Origin of the sequence: Halocatena marina (genome assembly GCF_023276375.1) — an archaeon.
Lineage (GTDB): Archaea > Halobacteriota > Halobacteria > Halobacteriales > Haloarculaceae > Halocatena > Halocatena marina.
In genome coordinates this window covers 2,256,074-2,276,350 of sequence record NZ_JALLPK010000001.1, presented here as the reverse complement: position 1 = coordinate 2,276,350, position 20,277 = coordinate 2,256,074, and the positions used below count along the sequence as shown (strand labels likewise).

General features: G+C 53.0%; 18 protein-coding genes and 1 tRNA gene. 8 read left to right on the top strand and 11 right to left on the bottom strand.

What is annotated here, in order from left to right:
- Window positions 1-65 precede the first annotated feature (65 nt).
- Together MW898_RS10250 and MW898_RS10245 are read left to right on the top strand one after the other, a co-directional pair.
- The gene (locus MW898_RS10250) at window positions 66-599 is read left to right on the top strand and encodes a cob(I)yrinic acid a,c-diamide adenosyltransferase (RefSeq protein ID WP_248906925.1); all 534 of its coding nucleotides are present in this window, start codon (window positions 66-68) and stop codon (window positions 597-599) included.
- Between the two features lie 496 nt (window positions 600-1,095).
- Window positions 1,096-1,317: a hypothetical protein gene (locus MW898_RS10245; protein WP_248906923.1), complete on the top strand. Its 222-nt coding sequence runs from the start codon at window positions 1,096-1,098 to the stop codon at window positions 1,315-1,317.
- A gap of 40 nt (window positions 1,318-1,357) precedes the next feature.
- Here MW898_RS10245 and MW898_RS10240 read toward each other — a convergent pair whose 3' ends face one another.
- Window positions 1,358-3,796 carry an AAA family ATPase gene (locus MW898_RS10240; protein ID WP_248906921.1) on the bottom strand — a complete coding sequence of 813 codons (2,439 nt, stop codon included), beginning with the start codon at window positions 3,794-3,796 and terminating at the stop codon, window positions 1,358-1,360.
- Between the two features lie 275 nt (window positions 3,797-4,071).
- Between MW898_RS10240 and MW898_RS10235 the strand changes: the two genes are divergently transcribed.
- Window positions 4,072-4,602, top strand: a complete 531-nt coding sequence (locus tag MW898_RS10235; protein ID WP_248906918.1) for a hypothetical protein — start codon at window positions 4,072-4,074, stop codon at window positions 4,600-4,602.
- Window positions 4,603-4,668: 66 nt separating this feature from the next.
- On the opposite strand, the gene MW898_RS10230 is transcribed toward MW898_RS10235, so the two are convergent.
- Window positions 4,669-5,106: a GNAT family N-acetyltransferase gene (locus tag MW898_RS10230; RefSeq protein ID WP_248906916.1), complete on the bottom strand. Its 438-nt coding sequence runs from the start codon at window positions 5,104-5,106 to the stop codon at window positions 4,669-4,671.
- 224 nt (window positions 5,107-5,330) lie between these two features.
- Here MW898_RS10230 and MW898_RS10225 point away from each other — a divergent pair, with 224 nt between their 5' ends.
- The 3 genes from MW898_RS10225 to MW898_RS10215 all read left to right on the top strand — a co-directional run bounded on the left by MW898_RS10225 (window position 5,331) and on the right by MW898_RS10215 (window position 6,311).
- Window positions 5,331-5,702: a hypothetical protein gene (locus tag MW898_RS10225; RefSeq protein WP_248906914.1), complete on the top strand. Its 372-nt coding sequence runs from the start codon at window positions 5,331-5,333 to the stop codon at window positions 5,700-5,702.
- Between the two features lie 226 nt (window positions 5,703-5,928).
- Window positions 5,929-6,192 (top strand): DUF7553 family protein, encoded by a 264-nt coding sequence (locus tag MW898_RS10220; RefSeq protein ID WP_248906912.1) that lies wholly within the window; start codon window positions 5,929-5,931, stop codon window positions 6,190-6,192.
- Window positions 6,193-6,236: 44 nt separating this feature from the next.
- Window positions 6,237-6,311: transfer RNA gene (locus MW898_RS10215), tRNA-Val, on the top strand.
- A 252-nt stretch (window positions 6,312-6,563) separates the two neighbouring features.
- Here MW898_RS10215 and MW898_RS10210 read toward each other — a convergent pair.
- From MW898_RS10210 to MW898_RS10190, 5 genes are all read right to left on the bottom strand, one after another.
- Window positions 6,564-7,076 carry a PH domain-containing protein gene (locus MW898_RS10210; RefSeq protein ID WP_248906910.1) on the bottom strand — a complete coding sequence of 171 codons (513 nt, stop codon included), beginning with the start codon at window positions 7,074-7,076 and terminating at the stop codon, window positions 6,564-6,566.
- Between the two features lie 55 nt (window positions 7,077-7,131).
- The gene (locus MW898_RS10205) at window positions 7,132-8,892 is read right to left on the bottom strand and encodes a cation:proton antiporter (protein WP_248906907.1); all 1,761 of its coding nucleotides are present in this window, start codon (window positions 8,890-8,892) and stop codon (window positions 7,132-7,134) included.
- A 296-nt stretch (window positions 8,893-9,188) separates the two neighbouring features.
- Window positions 9,189-9,773 carry a DUF2150 family protein gene (locus MW898_RS10200; RefSeq protein WP_248906905.1) on the bottom strand — a complete coding sequence of 195 codons (585 nt, stop codon included), beginning with the start codon at window positions 9,771-9,773 and terminating at the stop codon, window positions 9,189-9,191.
- Window positions 9,774-9,858: 85 nt separating this feature from the next.
- Window positions 9,859-10,725 (bottom strand): TatD family hydrolase, encoded by an 867-nt coding sequence (locus MW898_RS10195; protein WP_248906903.1) that lies wholly within the window; start codon window positions 10,723-10,725, stop codon window positions 9,859-9,861.
- Between the two features lie 37 nt (window positions 10,726-10,762).
- Window positions 10,763-11,209, bottom strand: coding sequence for an NYN domain-containing protein (locus MW898_RS10190; protein WP_248906901.1), 447 nt, complete (start codon window positions 11,207-11,209; stop codon window positions 10,763-10,765).
- Between the two features lie 184 nt (window positions 11,210-11,393).
- Here MW898_RS10190 and MW898_RS10185 point away from each other — a divergent pair, with 184 nt between their 5' ends.
- Window positions 11,394-13,064 (top strand): S8 family peptidase, encoded by a 1,671-nt coding sequence (locus MW898_RS10185; RefSeq protein WP_248906898.1) that lies wholly within the window; start codon window positions 11,394-11,396, stop codon window positions 13,062-13,064.
- A gap of 108 nt (window positions 13,065-13,172) precedes the next feature.
- On the opposite strand, the gene queC is transcribed toward MW898_RS10185, so the two are convergent.
- The 3 genes from queC to MW898_RS10170 all read right to left on the bottom strand — a co-directional run bounded on the left by queC (window position 13,173) and on the right by MW898_RS10170 (window position 15,966).
- Window positions 13,173-13,856, bottom strand: a complete 684-nt coding sequence (queC, locus tag MW898_RS10180; RefSeq protein WP_248909746.1) for a 7-cyano-7-deazaguanine synthase QueC — start codon at window positions 13,854-13,856, stop codon at window positions 13,173-13,175.
- Between the two features lie 209 nt (window positions 13,857-14,065).
- The gene (locus MW898_RS10175) at window positions 14,066-14,461 is read right to left on the bottom strand and encodes a hypothetical protein (protein ID WP_248906897.1); all 396 of its coding nucleotides are present in this window, start codon (window positions 14,459-14,461) and stop codon (window positions 14,066-14,068) included.
- Window positions 14,462-15,117: 656 nt separating this feature from the next.
- Window positions 15,118-15,966 (bottom strand): alpha/beta hydrolase family protein, encoded by an 849-nt coding sequence (locus MW898_RS10170; protein ID WP_248906894.1) that lies wholly within the window; start codon window positions 15,964-15,966, stop codon window positions 15,118-15,120.
- Window positions 15,967-16,570: 604 nt separating this feature from the next.
- Here MW898_RS10170 and MW898_RS10165 point away from each other — a divergent pair.
- A complete protein-coding gene (locus MW898_RS10165; protein WP_248906892.1) occupies window positions 16,571-18,718 on the top strand; it encodes an oligosaccharide flippase family protein in 2,148 nt (715 codons plus the stop codon).
- Between the two features lie 204 nt (window positions 18,719-18,922).
- Here the strand turns inward: MW898_RS10165 and MW898_RS10160 are convergent, their stop codons facing one another.
- Window positions 18,923-20,230 carry a CapA family protein gene (locus MW898_RS10160; RefSeq protein ID WP_248906890.1) on the bottom strand — a complete coding sequence of 436 codons (1,308 nt, stop codon included), beginning with the start codon at window positions 20,228-20,230 and terminating at the stop codon, window positions 18,923-18,925.
- Between the last annotated feature and the right edge of the window lie 47 nt (window positions 20,231-20,277).

Here is a 20,277-nt window from a genome sequence, read left to right as displayed (position 1 = left end):
ACAGAAAATACGCCAATAAGGACGTGACCGGTGGGGTATAAACCTTCAGCCCCCTGTGTTGCTCTATGAAGATCTACACGGGTCGAGGTGATGAGGGTAAAACTGATCTGCGAGATATGTCTCGTGTCTCAAAGACGAACCCACGAATCGAGGCCTACGGCACCGTCGATGAGGCGAACACGCTCATCGGCGTTATCGTCTCTTCAGGATACGACGATGTCGATGAGTATCTTCAAACGATTCAGAATCACCTTCACATCATTCAGGCGGACTTCGCGGATCCCGACGAAGAGAGTGATGCGCCCCGACTGAGTGAGGAAGAGATCAAGCAGCTAGAAGTGTGGATCGACAGCTTCGACGAGGAGCTTGATCCTCTACAGTCGTTTATCCTTCCTGGTGGAAGCGAAATTGGCGCGCGACTCCATCACGCTCGCGCCGTTGTCCGCCGCGCAGAACGCCGTGCAGTCTCGCTCGCAACAGACGAACCGGTAAACGAGGCAGCGATAACGTATCTAAACCGACTTTCCGATGCGTTGTTCGTCTTTGCGCGTGTCGTGAACAAACGCGAAGGTGTTCGTGAGGAACCACCAACGTATTAACGAACGAAGGACAGACGCAGACTGTCGGTTGGACCGTATAGCCGACAGTGTATAGCCCACTGTTGTTCTCGATCGATGCACACAGCCCGGTTACACCGAGCCGTGTTTTTAGGTTGGCCTAAAACATCATAAGTGTTGTGCCCGTTGATACTCGGACAACTCAAACCAATTCGGAGAGCGACCGACGTGCTATACTTCATCCTACACAGCGTGCCCGTGCTTGGTACATGGGTAGTAAGTCAGATCCTGAACTGTCCTCCGATTCCGATGTATTTTCCGTCGATCGATCTGTTCTTGCCGCAATAGTTGGTGACAATTTGGGTGAAAATTGGCCAAAAATTCACGTAGCAGCCATACGTAGGCTAATCAAGGAAGACGAGAGTGCGGCAGTTATCAACTGTCCTCACGGTTGGTTCCCATAAAGAAACGCTTCCCGAACAGTGACTGACAACGTGTCGGTGTACTAATATCAGGCACAGAATACAACTGAAATACGATGACATCCAAGAAATCACGCGTGATTCTTTCGATCAAACGGAGTTATTGTCTCGATTGTGGATGGACGGCGAGCACCGAACTTCACAGTCGTCGCGAACTCAGCACGCTCGCCATCGAACACGCGGTTGAGCACGACCACGATATCGACAGTGAAATCATTTGTAACCTCTCGAGTATTCGTCCAACTATCGAGCATCCAGATGAAGCGATGCTGAACTAATCAGAAGTAGTTCGAGAGATACGCTCTTTGTGTTGATCAATCATCCGCGTCCAGTCCTTTTTCCACGACGGACTTCTGAGACGGCTTCGGACACGTCTGCTTGTGTGACTTCTTTTGGTCCCGTCCCGTTCTTCGCACGTTTCATAGCCTTGCGAGCGGCTCGTTCGGCGACGTGCTTCATATCACTGGCGACGAATCCCTCCGTCATTTCGCCGATGGCCTGCGGTGAAATATCGTTGACGGGAGCAACGAGGTAGGAATCGAAGAGTGCAATCCGAGCGTTCGTATCGGGCGGACCGACTCTGATCTTCTCACTGAACCGCCCGGTTCGAAGCATCGCCGAATCGATCTCATCCGGTCGATTAGTCGCTCCGATCACCACGACATCCTCGTTATCATCGCTAAGGTGAGACAGCTCGGTGAGGAACTGATTAACCATCTGGCGCTCGCTTTTGGTCTGATTGGCGCTTCGGTCGGTGACAAGAGCGTCAATTTCGTCGATAAAGATGATACACGGCTGATTGGAGCGAGCCTCCTCAAACATTGTCTGAACGTTTTTTGCTCCCTGCCCGACCCACTTGCTGACGAGGTCACCGGCTCTCGCGCTAATGAAACTGCAGCCGAGTTCGCCTGCGAGACAGGTTGCGATGTACGTTTTACCGGTTCCAGGTGGGCCGTAAAGAAGAACTCCATTCTCGACACCGAGGCCATATTCTTCGTGGAATTCCGGGTTCGTGAGTGGGTCGATGATTGTTTGTTGAAGCTCAGATTTCAGCTTTTTCGCTCCGATCACGTCAGAGAAGTCCATCTCTGGTGGCTGCTGGATGAATTCACCGACGCCTCCCTGTTCGGTTGTGATTTCATCGACGGCGTTCAGCACGTCAGTCTCTGTAACGATGCTCTCACGGCCGGTTTTCTGTTCACGAGTAGCTGCCTGCACGCCAGCTCGACGGGCGATTGCAACCATATCGCTGGCGACAAGACCGCGCGTCGCTCGTTTGAACTCGTCGGGGTCGATCGCTTCTGTAGGCGCGTTCATGTACTGTTCGAAGATTGCGAGACGAGCTTCGGCGTCTGGTTTCGGGACGTGTATTTTCGAGTCGAATCGGCCCGTCCGAAGCATGGCGTCGTCGACATCGTCCGGATTGTTTGTCGCACCAATCACGATGATGTCATCTGAATCGTCGATCGTAGACATCTCCTGCAGCAACTGGTTGACCATCTTCTTCTTATCAGCTGTCTGGTTTGACTCTGATCGATCGGTGGCAAGAGCGTCAATCTCGTCGATGAAGACGAGACACGGCTGACTCCGATGGGCTTCGTCGAAGAGCTGCTTTATGTTGTTAGAACTTTCCCCGACCCACCTGCTTTCGATACTGCCAACATCGACGCTGATATAATTGCAGCTGAGTTCGCCTGCGAGACAGGTTGCGATGTGCGTTTTTCCAGTTCCCGGTGGGCCGTAGAAGAGAATCCCACTGTCCGAGGCGACGCCATACTTTTCATAAACATCGCTCCCGTGGAACGGCTCGATGATCTGCTCTCTGAGCCTGTTCTTCAGAGAGTCCATTCCCGCAACATCATTGAAATCTCGATCGGGTGAGTCATCGACGAACTCAGTAGAACTTCTGCGTTGGACACCTGTTATTCCTTCAAAGATTTGGTTAGCAGGTTCTGAGTCGCCTTGCAACATCGATAGCGCTGCCGATGCAGACCTCGCAACCAGTGGGCTCGAATCGTCAGTCATCTCTTGTAACTGTTCGGACGCCTGATCCGGAGGGAAGTGTCCGAGTGCGATGCAAGCAGCCGATCGGACCTCAGGATCTTCATCGGAGAGTAGCTGGGCGATTTGATCATCGAACTTCTCACCGTGGTCAGGATGAGCAGCGACGAAGTTTCCGACAGCGAGAGCCACGCTGATTTGTACCGGCGAATCGGCTCCGTTCAGAACCTCACGCATTGTATCAGTGTGCTCGATTACGGTATCTGGATAGTCCCGTGTGAAGAATTTCAGCGCAACAGCGGCGTGGATTCGTGTATCCCGGTCTGAATCTGTCAAGTGAGGAACTAGTTGATCAACGATCTGTGCTGCGTCGTCTGTGGACTGCTTTACGATCTTGCCGGGTGCGGATCGACAGACCTCTGCGACGACAGCCATGGCCGTCGATCGTACCTGTGTATCCCGACGCCCTATGAGTGAGAGAGCCTCAGCCGCCGTCTCTGGTGTCTTCTGTTCCCATAGTTGCTGGACACGCTTTCGCTGTTTGTCTTTCCATCGTTTGTATAGTGGTGAAAGTAGTATCAGCCCTCCCGCGAGGAGGATACCCAACAGTTGAGCAGCGCCTTTGGCTTCTGATGGGGGAAGAATATAACCAAAAATAATCTCTAAAACGAACCCAAGGACCACGGATCCGACGATCCATACCGCGAGAAGTACGCCAACGGATCTCGTCTGTCGACTGTCATTCGTCCATCTCATTGTGGTTGCCTCAATGATCGAATCAAGCACTGGAGTGGATACTTCTGTGTAACCCCAGTGAAAGGTGACAGAGTGGCGCTTGCGTTCATTGCTCGTATCGTATTTTGTCAGAATCGTCGGTTGTTATTAACTTCGGTGTTTCAGCTGATCGACCAGTCGACTCTGAATGAGGAATGCAAAAAAGCAAGAGTGCGAGACTGTCGTCATTCGTTTTGATATCTCAGATAACTTTTCGATAGATTTTTCCCCGGTGGAAATAACTTAATAGTTAGCATATGGGGAAGACCTACGAACGTATCGTTAAATTGTTAACACCGCCCGTTCGGCGGATTCGGAACGGTTTTCGTTGGGTCGGGTACGGTTTCCGTCGAAGTGGACACGGCTTTCGTCGCAGCGGGCACGGTCTTCGTCGGGGGGGCCATGGTCTCATCGAGATCGTGATGCAGCCCGGCTGGGGTGATCTTTATACATCTGTCGTTGGGACTGCTATCTTGCTTGGTCCGCTTTGGATCATACTTGCGATTGCTCAGGAGTTGGGGATTGGCATGGCAAAAGACGTGCTATGCAGCGCTGGGCGGATGGGTGTCAGTCTTCCGTTGTTGATAACGCTCGGATTAGAGATCGTGATGGTGTTTTTCCTCTTGAAGTTTCTCATTCGTGTGATGATTAGTCTCGCTAGAGCGGGGATGGGAACCTTAGAAATCAGGGATACAGCCTACTCGCTCGCCGCTGCCCTTCTCCCGGCAATCGCTTCCGGCCTCCTAACGGTGGGTGGATCCAGCCTTTCTGCTTGCTTATATCCGTAGGCAACGGCCAGAAGTGACACTTCACTTTTTGTATGGTTTGGAGCGACATGTTCGAGCCAAATACGTTCAATCGAGGGTTCGTCTCATCGTTCGGTGAAGAATCCCCGCATCCATGAACGGTTCACTCACTACTTCGTATCCCAGCCGCTCGTAGAAACCGATGGCATCGTTCTGTGAGTCCAATCGGAGCGTCATAAAACCCTCCTCACGAGCCGCTGTTTCAACGGCAGCCATAATCTTTCGTCCCCAGCCTTCGCCCCGCCGCGATGCTCGAACCGCCACGCGCTCGATTTTCCCGATACTGTCACCGTATTCGCGTAACCGGGCCGCACCAACGGGTTGATCGCCATCGTAGGCAACGAAATGCGTCGCGTGGTCGTCGTACTGGTCGTGTTCTAGATCAACAGAGACACCCTGTTCTTCGACGAACACCTCGTGGCGAACGTCAAGAGCTTCCTCACGCTCGTCTGCAGTGCGCGCTCGTATAATTCGCCAACCATCCATAGTCGGCCGATACACCGTGGATGAGGTAAGAGCATCGGTGCGACGACGAAACGGCAGAAGAATTCGGTCACTCACCGCGTCACCGTCACTACCACCCGTCTGAACCGTCTATTGAGTCACTAAATATTCAGGTGTATCACATAAATAATGTCTAAATCATACGAGAGGGGCTAAGAATCGAATAACTATACAGGGATGAAGCGAGTATGTAGTGGTACCGGTCCATGACAATACGTTCGATACTATCCGACACAGTACTCGTCGGTACGATGGACGGCAGCGGAAAGAAACACAAGCTGGTACTCGTCGCGCTCGCGTTCGGCGGGTTGGTCTTCCTGCTCCGGTCCCGAGGTAGCGATTCGAAGAATGAGAAGATCGAAACAGAAGAAGAGATCGAAACAGAAGAAGAGATCGAAATCGAGACCGAGACCGAATCTGAGTCTGAATCTGAGGCTGAATCTGAAAAAGAGAAGTTCAGTGGAAGTACACGAGATGAGCTAGTTGAAGCTCGTCGTGAACTCGATATGTTCGATATGCTCGCAATCCTCGCTGCTGCCATCAAGGCTGCGAGAGACGAGTACAACCAACGAGCCTGAATACATCTCAGGCGTTCGATGGACGCGGCCGGTCGGTCGTACGGATCGTAACGCGGTGCTGTGCTCCGCTCCGTTCGTGCTCATTTCTGCCCCGCACTGGAAGTGGCCACACCAGTCAACAGCTATGTGTGCGGTATACATCGACACTATGTGCTCTGGTCTGCTCTTGGCTTCGTCACGATTATCTGGACAAAAGCGTTTTATCTTTCTGTGGATAATGATAACTATGAACAGGAATTTCAAGGATACCTGGTATTACCTGAAGCGTGCTGGCGAATCAGGACGGAGGGGTGTCGTTGAAACACTGTCACCGGTCGAACGGACTGTCCGCGATGTCCTCGGCCGAGATCAGGAACCGAGACCAACCCGAAGCGAACGTCTCAAAGCGGAATTCGAAGAACGGAAGCAGAGCACCGAGCGAGATGCCCGACGAGCGCTCCGTAGATCACGCGATCGAATCGACGAATACCGAGACAGTCGAATCCCGTAGGCGAAAGGAATCCTTAAGTCGCGGGAATTGTTCCTATCGTATGCGGGTTGGTGATCTAGGCCGGTTATGATACCTCCTTCACACGGAGGAAGTCGGCGGTTCAAATCCGCCCCGACCCACTTCTACAGAGATAAATGCGTAAGCGATAATACGTAATCAAAGAGTTTGAAGCTGGGAGCAACGCGTCCGTACCGAGATTCGAATTCAGTCCGATCCGATCCGATCCGATCCGATCCGATCCAATCCAATCTAATCCACCTCAATATGGTTTTACTGGCTGTGTAATTCCGATCGCAAAGAACCGTAGACACTTTTCGAGCCGGAAAACGGCTGCGGACCGCTTTCCCGATAGCACGGCAGAGAGCGCATAACTACGCAATATCGTACTCGGGTGATTTGACCTTTTCGAGGCATTCGGTTATCCGTCCCATCACGTGCTCTGGATTGTTGACCGATTCGAGTACGAGGTCCGTTCCGTCTGTCCCGGCTGTTTCGATATGGACGGTTCCGTATCCGAGTAGGCGCTGGTAGAACGTTTGATCGAATGATGTGTTCTGGATACGGTCGAGTCTGAGATTAATCACCGACTTAGAGAAGACTCCAGTTTTTTTGTAGAGTTCAGTGCTCGTGATGAGGTATCGGACTTTCCGGTGTTTGTAGATCGTAACGCCAGCGTATATGGCTCCGATGAGGACAAGAGCACTAGGGAGTAACAGCCACAGTCCTGGAAGGAGAACAATCCCGACGATTCCGATTCCAACGACAATGCTTCCGATAATTAGCTCTTTGGCAATCACCCAATGACTAGGTCGATCTTGCCAGATAATGCGCTCATCGGGTGAAAGCGTCACCCACGACGGACTTTCTGTTTCCTCTCGTGTCATAGCTACAGTATCGGAGAGGACCGCCTTTGGTGTATCTCTCGGTAGAGATGTACTTTCACGTATCGTCTCTTTCAGTTTCAGAATCGAGCAGCCCAAACTCCGTGGCTTTAGAGCGCCAGAACTCCTCGTAGCCCTCTATCTCGCTATCGACGGTCGATTCTCCGTCTCGGACGCGGTCGAGTTTGAGATCTACCTCCTCAAGGAGACGTTCGCTAACTGAGTTACTAATGACGCCGCGTCGATTTGCGTCTATGAGTGCGCTCTTTTCCCACTGAAGAACTCGTCGCTCTCCCGCTAACCGTTGTTCGTGGCGGAGTTCGGGCTGTTCTTGCAGAAGTTGTGAGATGGCTTCGTCCAGCGTTTCTTTTTCCTGCTCGTACTCAGTGGTGAAGTCGTTGTACACAGACGACGGAATGTCTCCACCCTGATCGAGACGATCGGCGGCGTTGAGTGCGCTTTCGACGGCCCGAGCACGCCCGACGAGCAGTTCGTAGAGCTCCCGTCCCGTCGATCGCGTCCCGATCCCGAGGTAATCGAGAAGTGACTCCATTGTCAATCCTTGCACGACGAGACTGAACGCAGCGACCCCGAAGACCATTGCTCGCAGTTGCTCAATTGGCAGGCCTTCGGCAGGAAGTCCTAACACCAACGCGATCGGGATTGAGGCGTGTAGTCCTCCCCAGACGATGACATGCTGGTATGATCGGGATATTGTCGGCTCGTTCACCCTGTTCACGAACGTGGTGAGTCCGTAGACGGTGATTGCCCGAGCAGCGAGAACAAGCGGGATGGCAAGAAGAATGAGTCCGGCGTGTTCGATGAGCTGGTTAACCGGTGTCACGACGCCGATCATAATGAAGAGAAACGTATTGACGAGAAACGCGACCGTTTCGAGACTGTTGAAAATGGAGATTTTTGTCTGCGGACTCATCGCATACTCCGCACCACGATTGCCGATGAACAACCCCGCGACGACGGTTGCGATGACGCCGCTGACGTGGAGATAGTGCTCTGCAACCAGGAAACTTCCGTATGCGAGGATGAACGTGAGAACAATCTCGGTCATCTGCTCGTCGAGATTGATCATAACGCTGTAGATCACGTAACCAGCCACAAAGCCGACGATGAGACCGCCAAGGCTCACCACGGCTATATCGACGAGCAGCCGCGAAAGACCACCGATCGTAAATAGATCTCCAGCCGGTGTGCCGTTATTAACGTACAACAAAAACGCGGAGAACACGACGACACCAACCCCGTCGTTGAGCAGGCTTTCCCCCTCAACGAGCACCGATAGTCGCTCGGGAGCACCGAGCTCCTCGAAAAGTGCGAGCACTGACACTGGGTCGGTTGGGAGAACCATTGACGCAAAGAGGAGCGAGACAAGCAACGGAAAGCCGAACACCTCTTGGCCGACGATTCCAAGAAGCGTGATCGACAGTAGCAATCCGACAACCGCAAGTGCGAGTACCGGACGTAGATTCTGACGAAGCCGCTCGAACTCGGTCGTTGCTGCCCCTTCGAACAGAAGTGGCGGGAGAAGAACAAAGAGAATGAGATCGTGCGAGAGTGAGATCTTCTCGATGATGAGTGGTCGGTCGACAACGCTTATGACGATCGAGACACCGAATCCGGCGATCAACAGCGCGATTGTATACGGAAACCGCCCGACTTTGGCGACAAAAATACCGACGAATGCGGCAATGATGAAGATAGGAAGTAAACCGGAGAGGATATCGACGAGCGCGCTCTGGGCCGCCAGCGGAGTAAGTAGGATCCCGCTTGTCGTGTTCGCGTACTCGATGAAGAACTCCATGCACGAGGTTCATCATCCACGATAAAATAAGGAGGGCGAATTGGACTCTACTATACGAATTCATCGGCATCCCACTACGTGCTTGGAGAGTTCGATCAGAAATAATCTTGAAGGTGAAGATATCTCTGCCTTGCAACTGGTGATTCAGGAAGGATAGCCTTCCGCACTCATTTCGAGAGTCGCTCTCGTACCGCTTGGCCGAAGAGACGGGAGCAGTATCGATACGGTGTCGAACGTTCAGACGAGTCTTCGCAGCCCTGTTCTCGTTTGTTTCACACCGTGTTGGTAGTGACGCTTCAGCTCTCTTCGGCTTCGACCACTTCGGGGTCTGCCATCGCGATCTGAAGGCTCCGGAGACCAGTGACCCAGTCCGCGACGGGACCGTATTCGAGCTCTTCCCCAACGCTCGGCTCTAGTTCTTCGCCGTCAATAATGCTCGCACCAGCCTGTGCGCAGTAGCCGAGAGCGGTTTCGAAATCCTCTTCGGCTTCGGCGTCGCGCGCCGCTTCGATATACTGTTCGATATCGGTCTCGGGTGCCTCGTTGACGACGTATTCTTCGGCGGCATAGAACACGCAGACGAGCGCCGTCTGAACCGCGTTCACCAACATTAGGGTGTTTTCGTCTTCACCATCGAGGTCGACATCCGTCAGAACGATCTCGCGTACGTCAGACAGCTCCGACAGTGCGGTCTCTTCGTCCAGCTCGCCCTCGTCGTAGTCAGTGACGATTTTTGCGATCGCGATGACCGTGTCGTCCTGAAAATTCTGGAGCAGTCGGCCGGATTCTTCATCCTCCAAATCGATCTCCTCCGATGTCAACCGTTCAATCCAATTCTGCCACCGTTCATCAGTGTAGTACTCACCCTCGGGGGAACTCATAACAGGACACAACAGCCAGTCGATGATATGCCTTTCTCACTCACCATCGATACCCGGGATGGTCCCCAGTCTCCTCGTGACTGCTTTAGAGCCGATTTTCGTCGAGTGTTCCCCGAATATCGATGCCATATATACTTTTTGGGGTTTCTACGTGGGCTATTTCGAGCGCTGCTTCGTAGCCTTGCTCGCGCAGCCACGCGGTTCTCCGGGGGACTGTCTTTGGTCCCAGCACCGCTCCCGGTCGATCCGGATCGTCGATGAAGTCGGTTTCCATCATGAACGGCTCGCCTGCCTCTGCGGCGCGCACCAGCTCATCTTTGTCTGCAAGGACGCTTGGTATCGGTCCGGATAATCGACCCGCAGAGTAATGTTTGATGACACGCTCGCGTGGGAGGCCTGATTGTTCTGCCCATTCGGCGACGGCAGTGAAATCCTCTCCACCCTCGGTGTGAAGCTGTACCGCACATCCGTGGTCGGCACCGAGAGAGAACGCGTGGCGCATCACCGAATTCGAGGCGTCCCACACGTCATCGCTCACATCGTAGTGGGGACGACCTGATTTGATCGCAAGCGCATCTCCCGACGCGACGTATTCAGCGGCGACGTCGAGCCCTACCTGCATGAGATCACACGCTTTTGCTGGAGTCATCCCCTGATCGACGAGCCGAGAGATCAAGGCTGGATGAACACCGAGAACGGGCCACGCATCCCCTGGCAACACCTCGGCTGCCCGTCGTGTTACGTCAATTGTGTGATCAAATCCGACGCGGAAATCATCAGCATCAGCCACGTCGACAGCGTAGTGCCATGATGGCTTATTCAGCACCAGAAGATGTGTTCCGCCCGCGGCAGCGAATGCTTCCGCTGCCTCTACTCCACGACCGTTCACCGGATCGAGATGAAGATGGTTGTCGAGTACCGGTCGCGATGTTGATGTCGATCGTTCTTGCATAGTTGACTGATGGATCTCCCTGGCAAAAAGCCCGGTTTCATTCGAGCGTGATGGCATCGTGCGCCGCGTTCTGTAGCCCATCGGATCGGCCGTGCGTTCCGGGCGCGATAGCGAGTGTCTGGAGGCCGTGTCTGGCTGCTGTTTCGAGAACGGGCTTGAAGTCCATGTCGCGCGAGACGATTGCGAGCAAATCGAATTCGTTGCGGACGGCGGCTGAGACGGCATCAACTGCGAGTTTCACGTCGACATCGCCACTCGTCACTATGATTTCGAATCCGCGCGCCTCTGCGGCCTGAATTAGCCCGGGAGTTGCGTGCTCGTCGACGTACAAACGCGTTAATACCGGTCGACCGTGTTCTATTGCGGCCGTTCGAACGTCATCGAGATCAACATCAAACTCCGTTCGAAGCACGTTCGGTCCGTCAACGAATAATCCGACGCGAGAGCGATCGTCGCCGCCAAACCACCGCAATAGACTGTTCATGCCCGTCACTATTCGTCAGCACTGAAAGCCGTTTCTGGCTACGATTTCGACAGGTGTATCCACATAGTGTCCAGAGTATAGATATCTCCATACATCTTAGATAATAAAAAATATCTATTTGTTGTGCTTGGTCTGCCGATATAGCAAGATTTAACGTATTATTGGTTATCCTTCCATTCAGAATATGCACGATCGTTCGGGACTCGACCGACGGATGTTCCTCCGATTGAGCGGACTCGCGGGGATGGCTGGCGTTCCCGGAGTCGCCTCGGCGACTCCCGGTCGCGAACCGGGACCGAAGTCAAAAGAATGGATCGTCGGTGTGAGTGTGAGCACGGACGGTACTCAGTCGGAAGTCGAAACACACCTCCCAGGAGAGGCGAGTGTGGTTCACGAGAACGGAACCCTTGGCTACGCTGCCATCGAACTCCCTGATGATGAGAACACCTGCGCGCGTACACACCAGTCCTTATCGAAGGCGATCGACGACACCGGACCGGTCAAATACGTCGAGAAAAACGAAACGTACCAAGCTCAGTTCCGTCCGAACGATCCTCAGTTCGACGAGCAGTACGCTGCTGAAGAGATTAATGCACCGACTGCATGGGACGAGACCCTTGGAAGTTCTGATGTGACCATCGCTGTAGTCGATCAGGGTGTGAAATACGACCATCCGGATTTGGAACAGAACATGGCTAGCGACCGTGGTCGGGACTTCCTTGGCAACGACAGCGATCCGTATCCGAAAAGTCTGTCCAAGGAGCCACACGGGACCCACGTCGCTGGCATCGCTGCTGCAAGTGTCGACAACAACAGTGGCGTGTCTGGTGTTGGGAACTCAACCATCCTCTCGGCTCGGGCGTTGAACGGATCCGGATGGGGAGCTGTATCGGATATTGCAGATGCAATCGAGTGGTCGGCCGATCAAGGAGCGGACGTAATCAACCTCTCTCTGGGCGGCGGTGGTCACTCTCAAACGATGAAGAACGCCGTCTCGTACGCGACCTCAAAGGGTGCGCTTGTCGTCGTCGCTGCTGGCAACAACGGACGCAACGAGACGTCGTACCCGGCTGGCTACGACGAATGTCTAGCAGTATCAGCGCTCAATCCCGATGGGTCGATAGCGCAGTACTCTAACTACAGCGACAAAATCGAATTGGCCGCCCCCGGCACAAACGTCCTCTCGACGTGGACTGACGACGGATACAAATCGGCCTCCGGGACGTCGATGGCTTCACCCGTCGTTGCAGGTGTTGCGGGCCTCACACTCGCTAAGTGGGACCTTACCAACGAAGAACTACGGACCCATCTCAGGAACACCGCGAGCGATATCGGTCTCCAGAGCGAACAGCAAGGCGCAGGTCGGATCGACGCCGGAAAAGCAGTTACAACCCGACCCGGATCCAGTTCTGGTTCTGGTTCTGGTTCTGACTCTGGATCCGGCTCTGGCTCTAATTCTGGTTCTGACTCTGGATCCGGCTCTGGCTCTGATTCTGGTTCTGATAGTGACAGCGATAGTGGGCGAGAGAATATTGACTTCATCACTACAGAGGTCGACCATTCGCTTCAAAACCACCGCGATACGGATTATATCTCCTATACGTGGGGTTATGAGGATCCGAGTAAGATCGTGCTTCGGTTGAGTGGTCCGTCGGATGCCGATTTCGATCTCTATGTTACAGAGGGTAAAGATTCCTTCCCGACTTCCGATCAGTATGATTTCTCATCCCGATCGAACAACAGCCACGAGACGATCACGATTGAGGATCCCGACGTATCCAACGAGCTCTACGTGAATATTGATGCCTTCAGTGGTGGTGGTCATTACACGCTATCGTTCGCAGAATACGCGTAATTTAACATCGAAAATCGCGGTCGGTTCTACTCCTTCGCTCCGGAATTTCCGGTGACTGAACGAGCTTGAGGCTTCTCAATTCGTTCTACTGACTGATTCTTTTAATGATTACTCCGCGTATGTCGGCCGTTCTGCGTAGTCGATTGGATCACGAACACCGGTTTGCTGGAATGCTTGCAGCCGGAATGCACAGGCATCGCAGGTCCCACAAGCGGGTGCTGTGTCACGATAACAGCTCCACGTTTTATCGAACGGGACGCCGAGTTCGATTCCTCGTTCGACGATGTCGGTTTTCGACCATTCGACAAAGGGCGCACGGAGATCAATCTCGGTATCAGGTTTTGTCCCGACATCGATCATGTGCTGAAATGCCTCGAAAAACGCAGGACGACAGTCTGGATATCCAGAAAAGTCCTCGCTGTGAGCGCCGATGAAGATCGCATCGCATTCCACTCCTTCCGCGTAAGAGACTGCTATTGAGAGCAAATTCGCGTTTCGGAATGGTACGTACGTCGATGGTACCGTTTCGGAGTCCATCTCTGCATCCGGAACTGCCATCGTATCATCGGTAAGGCTCGATGCACCAATCGTAGCGAGATGGTCTGCTTGTAAGTGCAAAAAGTCATCAATAGCGACCGTTTCAGCGAGCGCCTGAGCGCATTCGTACTCTTTCGATACTGTTTGCTGACCGTAGGAGACGTGCAGAATGTAGGGCGTATACCCTTGGTCGATAGCCTCGTACACGGCTGTGGCGCTGTCCATCCCTCCCGAGACGAGCACGGCGGCCTTCATGTCGGTCTGGTCGACTGTGTTCACGAAACTGTGTATGGTCTACTTATATACTAACGTGTCTATCGAACGGAGTTGATGTCTCGCTCATCAAAAGCGGTGTGTGAGCGAAACCAAAGGAGGGGTCTTGCTTCGTGCATTCTCCCCAGTCATATTTCGACTCTCGGCTCGCTCGTCCCCTCAACGTTGCTGGAAATCACAAGTTAGTATTCCTACTGCGCCGGCATCGATAGCAGGTCGGTAGAATTACCCTCCTCTGGTTCGGGAGGAATCGTGGCGACCGGGGTTGGCGTTGGCGTCTCAGACTGTGTTGTCGTCGCGGATGGAGTCGGTGTCGTCGATGGAGTTGGAGTCGGCGTCGGCGTTGTCGTCTCGGACTGTGTTGGTGTCGCGGACGGCGTTGGGGTGGCTGCTTCAGTTGTCGTCTCCGTTACTGTTTGTCCTTCGGTAATTGTTTCTGTTACCGTTTGTGCCTCAGTGGTCGTCTGTGTTGCTGTTTCCGTTGCTGTTTGCGTTTCGGTTGGTTCCGGCGTCGGTGTTGACGTGGCGGTTGGTTGATCGGTCTCTGTTGTGTTCGGGGAGCTGTTTGATGGCGAAAACCCACCCATAAGTGTAATTACCATTCCTATGATGAAAAGGAGAATACCAGCGAGGACTAAACCACCTTGCAAGAGCCGTTTATTGTTAACTAAATTGTCGCGACTTCGGGGTCCGCTTCGGCGCCGATTTCTCTTCCGTGATCGTTTACGCCGACCGTCTCGTTTTTCCATGCGTCAATTGATATACTATTGATCCAGACTTAATTATCTTAGTGATACTTATTTATAACTAGCTGTGTGAATGAGAATAATATGTTATGTCAGTGTACCATTGTTCGCATTGTCTATGTGTTAGTTATTTTAATGGATAGTGATGAGTACGGGATAGAGAGCGGTATGTGGCTGGCAGTGGCGATGGCACATAGGTTCTCGCTATCCCGTTTCGACCCGTGCAGTCAGACACCTCCAACGGAGGCGCCATCGTAGTGTAGTATTTGCATCCCCTTAGTTATCCTCTCCATAATCATTCTTTCCTTTGATCTGACATCATTTTTTTGCACCTATTGATGTATTGTACTGGTTATCCTCCGATCTAACTCCCGTTTGTTACCAGCTCGAACTCCGCATTCTAATCTATTAAATAATATTGATATAAAACAATTCACTTCCCCATACTGTTTGGACTATGCCTACGGGGAAGCTATTTTCATACACCTACACCTACGCTACCCGGAACACGTAGTGTCGGTGAATTCGGTGATAAGCTGCGTGAGCTTGGATCCTTGATTTGTGTCGAAGATCTCTTGTCCGTGTTTGTCGGTCGAAAGTTTTTCCAGACGTTTCGGCTTTGGTGCTGCCTGATGCATCGCATCGGTTGTTCCGACGTACTGTCTTTCGTCACCCTCTCCAACGACGAACAGCAGATCTCCAGAGAGATCTGGCGCGTACTCGGCGGCGCGTCCGGGTGCGATAATGACTGACCCGTCGATGTTTGCCCCAGATACAGTGTTCGCTTTCACTGCTGCATTGGCACCGGCACTCGATCCGACGACGACAACAGTTTTTGCACTCTGTTTCTCTCGAAGGTAGTTGACGGCACCGACGAGTGTCTTGACGGCACCGGTCTCGTTGTCGTGATTGAGCGAAACCGTAAGCGCAGCATGGCCACCGTTGGCGACTTCGAGCGCCTGTGGTTCCCAGGCACTTCGTTTGAAGCCAACTCCGTGTGCGAAAACCACCGCACAGGAGCCGCTTCCGTAGAGTGTTCCTTCAACGGTTCGTCCATCGTCTGAGGCAAACGAAACCGCCTTTCCTTTTCCACTCTCTTCCTTCTCGGTCGCTGTTGAGGTTGGCTCCTCTGTTGCGCTCTCTGTCTGCGTGGCTGTTGCGGTCGCAGTCGAATCCGTCGTCGCTGTTGGTTGCTCAGTGTTACTGGATGTTGTCGTCCCGTTCCCAGCTCCTTCGGTTTGGTCTGGGTTTCCTGCTTCGTCGCTCGTACATCCTGCGAGACCACCAGTGACGATGAGACCGCCCAGCAGCTTCACCGTCTGCCTTCTGCCGATTGTTGGGTCCATCTCTATTTCCCCTCAGTTACCCTACGGTATTACTATCCTCCACATAAACATACATACAACTGTTTCTGGACAACTGAAACAGTTTATTTGATATCCGGATACCATCCATCAGATTAATTTATGTATGATGGAATAAAGATAAAAAATATGGCTTTTTAGTGGGTTTTATTCAGGGTAATAGAAGTGGAGTAATCGGACGAGTAAGAACTGAGCAAAAGATGCGGGTGATTTCCTTTACAACTACGTGCGTTTTATTTGCATCCAAGAGCACAGTTAAGCAGTGAGTGTGTTGTGTTTTGGTAGTGTTGAGGCTAACTGGTTACATCATTTATTTCTGATTCATTCCAATCGCGGCCCACCTGTACGGCGCACGCAAATACTGATGAGTGATACAACGGTGACGTTAGATGGTTTATAATAATGTGTCCTATCTGCGTTATCCCTCACTGAGAAACATACATAACTCGTTTCATATCATGTCACTGTATTTAAGACCCCCCTCGTTTTCACACAGGCGTTACTGGATAGCATCACCCATGGCTGATTGGGTCTCGGAGAGAACCGATAAAGAGAACCATACAGCCCACATTCGACTGGACAACGCGTGAAACGGAATCTGGTTACGGCGTTTGCTGCGATCGCCGGTTCACAGGTGGCGATTTTGATCGTTCAAGCGGCGTTCTCACCGCTACTGGTGCGTATTCTCGGTGTTACAACCTACGGGGAATACGCAACGCTGACCTCAGCATTTGGTCTGTTGACCATCCTTGTCAGCTCAGGAATCAACGGTGGCGTCCGTAAGTATATCTCGGAGGAACGTGAGGGCAGTAACTGGAAAAATCATGTGTTCGCATACTACTTCCGGCTAGCACTCATCTTAGCTCTCATTGCAGCGGGCGCGCTCGTATTTGCCGCCGAATTTGGACTCGTTGGGGCCATTCTGCAGCCGAAGTATAATCCGTATTTCTTCTTGTTGGCGCTGCTCGTCGTCGCGTCGCAGTTCCGCGAATACGTCAGACGAGCGTTGATGGGACTGAAACTCGAACACCTTGGCGAACCATTAAACGTCATCTATCAGGTCTCATTTTCAGTCACTGCAATCGCACTCGCGGCACTCGAATTCGGCGTCGCTGGCGTGCTCGTCGGGCAAATATTTGCCAGCATGCTCGTGTTCGTTATCGCGATTGTTTTTATCTCAAAACACATCTCACTTGGAATGATATTCCGACCGGTACCCAAGGATTTTCCTCGAAAGGAGCTGTTCTATTTCAACCATAATACGGTCATCTACATCTTCTTACTGACCTCGATGTACCACATCGACGTTCTCATGCTCGGTGCTCTCACTAACAGTGAGCTGACCGGATATTACCGCGCAGCGCTCGTTCTCGTGCAGTTCCTTTGGCTCCTTCCACGTTCGCTCCAGTCGCTCATGATCCAATCGACATCCGATCACTGGGCGAAAGGCCGTATCAAGATGATTGAGGATATTGCAACGCGGGCGACACGATACGTCCTATTGCTGATCTTGCTGCTGGCGATCGGTCTCGGAGCGCTCGCTCCGGTGTTCGTCCCGATGTACTACGGCGTCGATATGAAACCGGCGATCGTGCCACTGCTCATCCTCCTACCTGGAACTGTTGGTTTTGCAGTTGCACGGCCGCTACTGACGATCAATCACGCGAAGGGTGACATGGGCGTTCTCATCGCGGCGACAGGGGCGGCAGCTGTGCTCAATCTCGCCTTCAACTATACACTCATTCCGCACTACGGAATGGCAGGCGCCGCTCTCTCGACCACGATCGGATACGGTTCTCTCCCGCTCTTTCAGGTCTGGGGCGCACGGATGCTCGGCTACAATCCGTTCAAGCGAGCGCGACTGGGACGAATCAGTGCCACAGCGATCTTGAGCGCCAGCGTGATCGGGATTATGTCGGTCACAATCGGCTCGACAACAGTCGCAGATGTCGGTGTACCATGGCTTGGGATAATCGGTGAAACACCGATTGCAATGTTGATCGTCCCACCGGCAGGCTTCCTTCTCTACTCTCTCATCGCGATTGCGACAGGAGCGATTGATCTTGGAGAAGTATTTGAAATCCTTGTGAAAATCCCTGGCCCGGTTGGATCTGTCGCACAGCCACTCAAACAGAGCTTTGAGGCGTCCGAACAGTTCGGGAACCAGCAGAGCCGATCGTCTGCAATCAAGCTGATACTCGCACTCGCAGCAGTAATCGTACTCGTCAGTGGTGCTGTCATGGCTGCTGGATTCCCACTGCTTGCTATGACTCCGCTCGGATCTGCAGAGGATGGTGTGCTTGGCTCTATTGTCGATCAGGGCCCGCCTTCATCGACACCGGCGCCCAACGGAACGAACTACAACACTACTGTTGGCTTATCGCCGCAACCGACGGACACACCTCAGGCGACGCCCACAGCAACCCCCTCACAGACAGCCGTTCCGACACCAACACCGACACCAACACCGACACCTCACAATACCACTACTTCAACCACAACGACCACTACTACCACCAACACCACGCCAGTAACACCAATCTCGCCGACAACGACACCAGCCGGATCACCGACGACGACAACAACACCAGCCGGATCACCGACGACGACGACAACGACACCAGCCGAATCACCGACGACGACGACAACAGTCGTACCAACGACGACGACAACCGACGAGGGTCTTTTATCAATGGGATCAAATGCGTCGGCAGAGCGTTCTCGAAAATACTGATAGAGAAGGTCTGAGTAGGGTGAGGTCGGGTCAGTTACTTTTCGCTATTATCGTCTGTGAAGTGTGTGGTTTTCATCGAAAATAAATTGATCTTTGTGAGGTAACGTGTCTGATCCTCTGTCGATGTGGTTGTGCACCACTAGGCTCAACGAACAGACTGCGACATCTCCCTGCGAATGACGGGACTATTTGATGATTCGCCGGTCAGCCGAGCCGTCTCATCAGCGTCTGTGCGATACGTACGGGGAACGACGGTCGGTCGTACACCGGTCGGTCCTCCGTCCACTCTAGCAGATCACGAACCGTTCGCTCTATCTCGGGTGTTCGTTTGTCGGGGATATCTCCTGCTTCGACGGCGAGCGCTGTCTCGATAACGTCTCGGTGTGATTCGTTTCGAATGACGTTCAAGAGCGTGAGCATCTCTGTGCGTCGTTCGGAGCTATCCCACGCGTTCCCGAGTGCTGCGCGTGGGTCTTTGAGTAGTTGGGTCGGTCCGGCGGCGGTTCCTGTCCGAAGCCAGCTCGAATATCGCTGTTTGAACAGTCTCACCGCGAGCTCCTGCCAATGTGCCTGCAACGATTCGCGCTCAGCGGTGATGTCCGAAACCTGCCCGAGATATGTGAGATGTGAGGTTGGATCGTCCATCTTATGGACGCGACCGTCGTACTGTTCGGTCGGGATAATTTGAAGTCCAGCGAGTGACGATCCGTGTCCCGAAAGCGAAACGGTAAGCCCCCAGCTCGTGCTTGGGCGGTTTGGTTGGTCAAAGAGGAAGTTACCGAGACTATAGACGATCGGACTTTCATTATAAATCTCCCACCCTTGTGCAACGTGTGGATGATGCCCTATAACGGCATCAGCACCGCTTTCTACGAACGAACGGAGCGTCTGCTGGCGTCCTGGTGGTGGGAACGAAACGTACTCGATGCCTCCGTGTGTGACGACGAGAACAATATCAGCCGACTCAGCCGCGCGTTCAATGCGCTCCTCAACTGTGGGATGGGACACCCACGCGGTTCCTGGCTCGTCGCCAGCGATACCAAACTCCCGTTCACAGACGTTAATGACTGCGACAGTCTGGCTGTCGATGGAAGCGGTGATCAAAGAAAGTGCCTCGTCGATGGTTTCACCCGCACCGACCGTTTCGATCCCTGCCTCGGTGCACGCTTGTTCCGTTGCCCGAAGCCCATCCGCTCCGAAGTCCATAATATGGTTGTTCGCAAGACAGGCCACATCGAAGCCAGCCGATGCGAGCATCCGTGGTGCGGATGGGGCCGACGCTTTCGCGGGTCCTGATTTTGCGATCGGTTCACTGTCGACAGAAACAGGTGCTTCTAGATTGACGAGTGAAAGATCGGCTTCGTCGATTTGATCTTGTATTCCATCCCCAACTGGCTCGGACGCCATCTCGGTTTGATAAATACAATCCCCAGCAAGGAAAATAGACCATTCTGCTTCGACATCTGTGTCTGCAAGCTCAATGTGTGCTCTCGATGATTCTGGTTCGCTCATTCCTTCTGTCGATTCGAGCAACACGCCACTGATACTTAAGGAAGTGA

Bases quoted from the DNA above. Each gene is read 5' to 3' on its own strand.
- MW898_RS10225 (WP_248906914.1), top strand. From the start codon at position 5,331: ATGACAATACGTTCGATACTATCCGACACAGTACTCGTCGGTACGATG.
- MW898_RS10160 (WP_248906890.1), bottom strand. From the start codon at position 20,230: ATGAGCGAACCAGAATCATCGAGAGCACACATTGAGCTTGCAGACACA.
- MW898_RS10200 (WP_248906905.1), bottom strand. From the start codon at position 9,773: ATGAGTTCCCCCGAGGGTGAGTACTACACTGATGAACGGTGGCAGAAT.
- MW898_RS10205 (WP_248906907.1), bottom strand. From the start codon at position 8,892: ATGGAGTTCTTCATCGAGTACGCGAACACGACAAGCGGGATCCTACTT.
- queC (WP_248909746.1), bottom strand. From the start codon at position 13,856: ATGAAGGCCGCCGTGCTCGTCTCGGGAGGGATGGACAGCGCCACAGCC.
- MW898_RS10220 (WP_248906912.1), top strand. From the start codon at position 5,929: ATGAACAGGAATTTCAAGGATACCTGGTATTACCTGAAGCGTGCTGGC.
- MW898_RS10250 (WP_248906925.1), top strand. From the start codon at position 66: ATGAAGATCTACACGGGTCGAGGTGATGAGGGTAAAACTGATCTGCGA.
- MW898_RS10170 (WP_248906894.1), bottom strand. From the start codon at position 15,966: ATGGACCCAACAATCGGCAGAAGGCAGACGGTGAAGCTGCTGGGCGGT.
- MW898_RS10245 (WP_248906923.1), top strand. From the start codon at position 1,096: ATGACATCCAAGAAATCACGCGTGATTCTTTCGATCAAACGGAGTTAT.
- MW898_RS10190 (WP_248906901.1), bottom strand. From the start codon at position 11,209: ATGAACAGTCTATTGCGGTGGTTTGGCGGCGACGATCGCTCTCGCGTC.
- MW898_RS10235 (WP_248906918.1), top strand. From the start codon at position 4,072: ATGGGGAAGACCTACGAACGTATCGTTAAATTGTTAACACCGCCCGTT.
- MW898_RS10210 (WP_248906910.1), bottom strand. From the start codon at position 7,076: ATGACACGAGAGGAAACAGAAAGTCCGTCGTGGGTGACGCTTTCACCC.
- MW898_RS10175 (WP_248906897.1), bottom strand. From the start codon at position 14,461: ATGGGTGGGTTTTCGCCATCAAACAGCTCCCCGAACACAACAGAGACC.
- MW898_RS10230 (WP_248906916.1), bottom strand. From the start codon at position 5,106: ATGGATGGTTGGCGAATTATACGAGCGCGCACTGCAGACGAGCGTGAG.
- MW898_RS10185 (WP_248906898.1), top strand. From the start codon at position 11,394: ATGCACGATCGTTCGGGACTCGACCGACGGATGTTCCTCCGATTGAGC.
- MW898_RS10195 (WP_248906903.1), bottom strand. From the start codon at position 10,725: ATGCAAGAACGATCGACATCAACATCGCGACCGGTACTCGACAACCAT.
- MW898_RS10240 (WP_248906921.1), bottom strand. From the start codon at position 3,796: ATGAGATGGACGAATGACAGTCGACAGACGAGATCCGTTGGCGTACTT.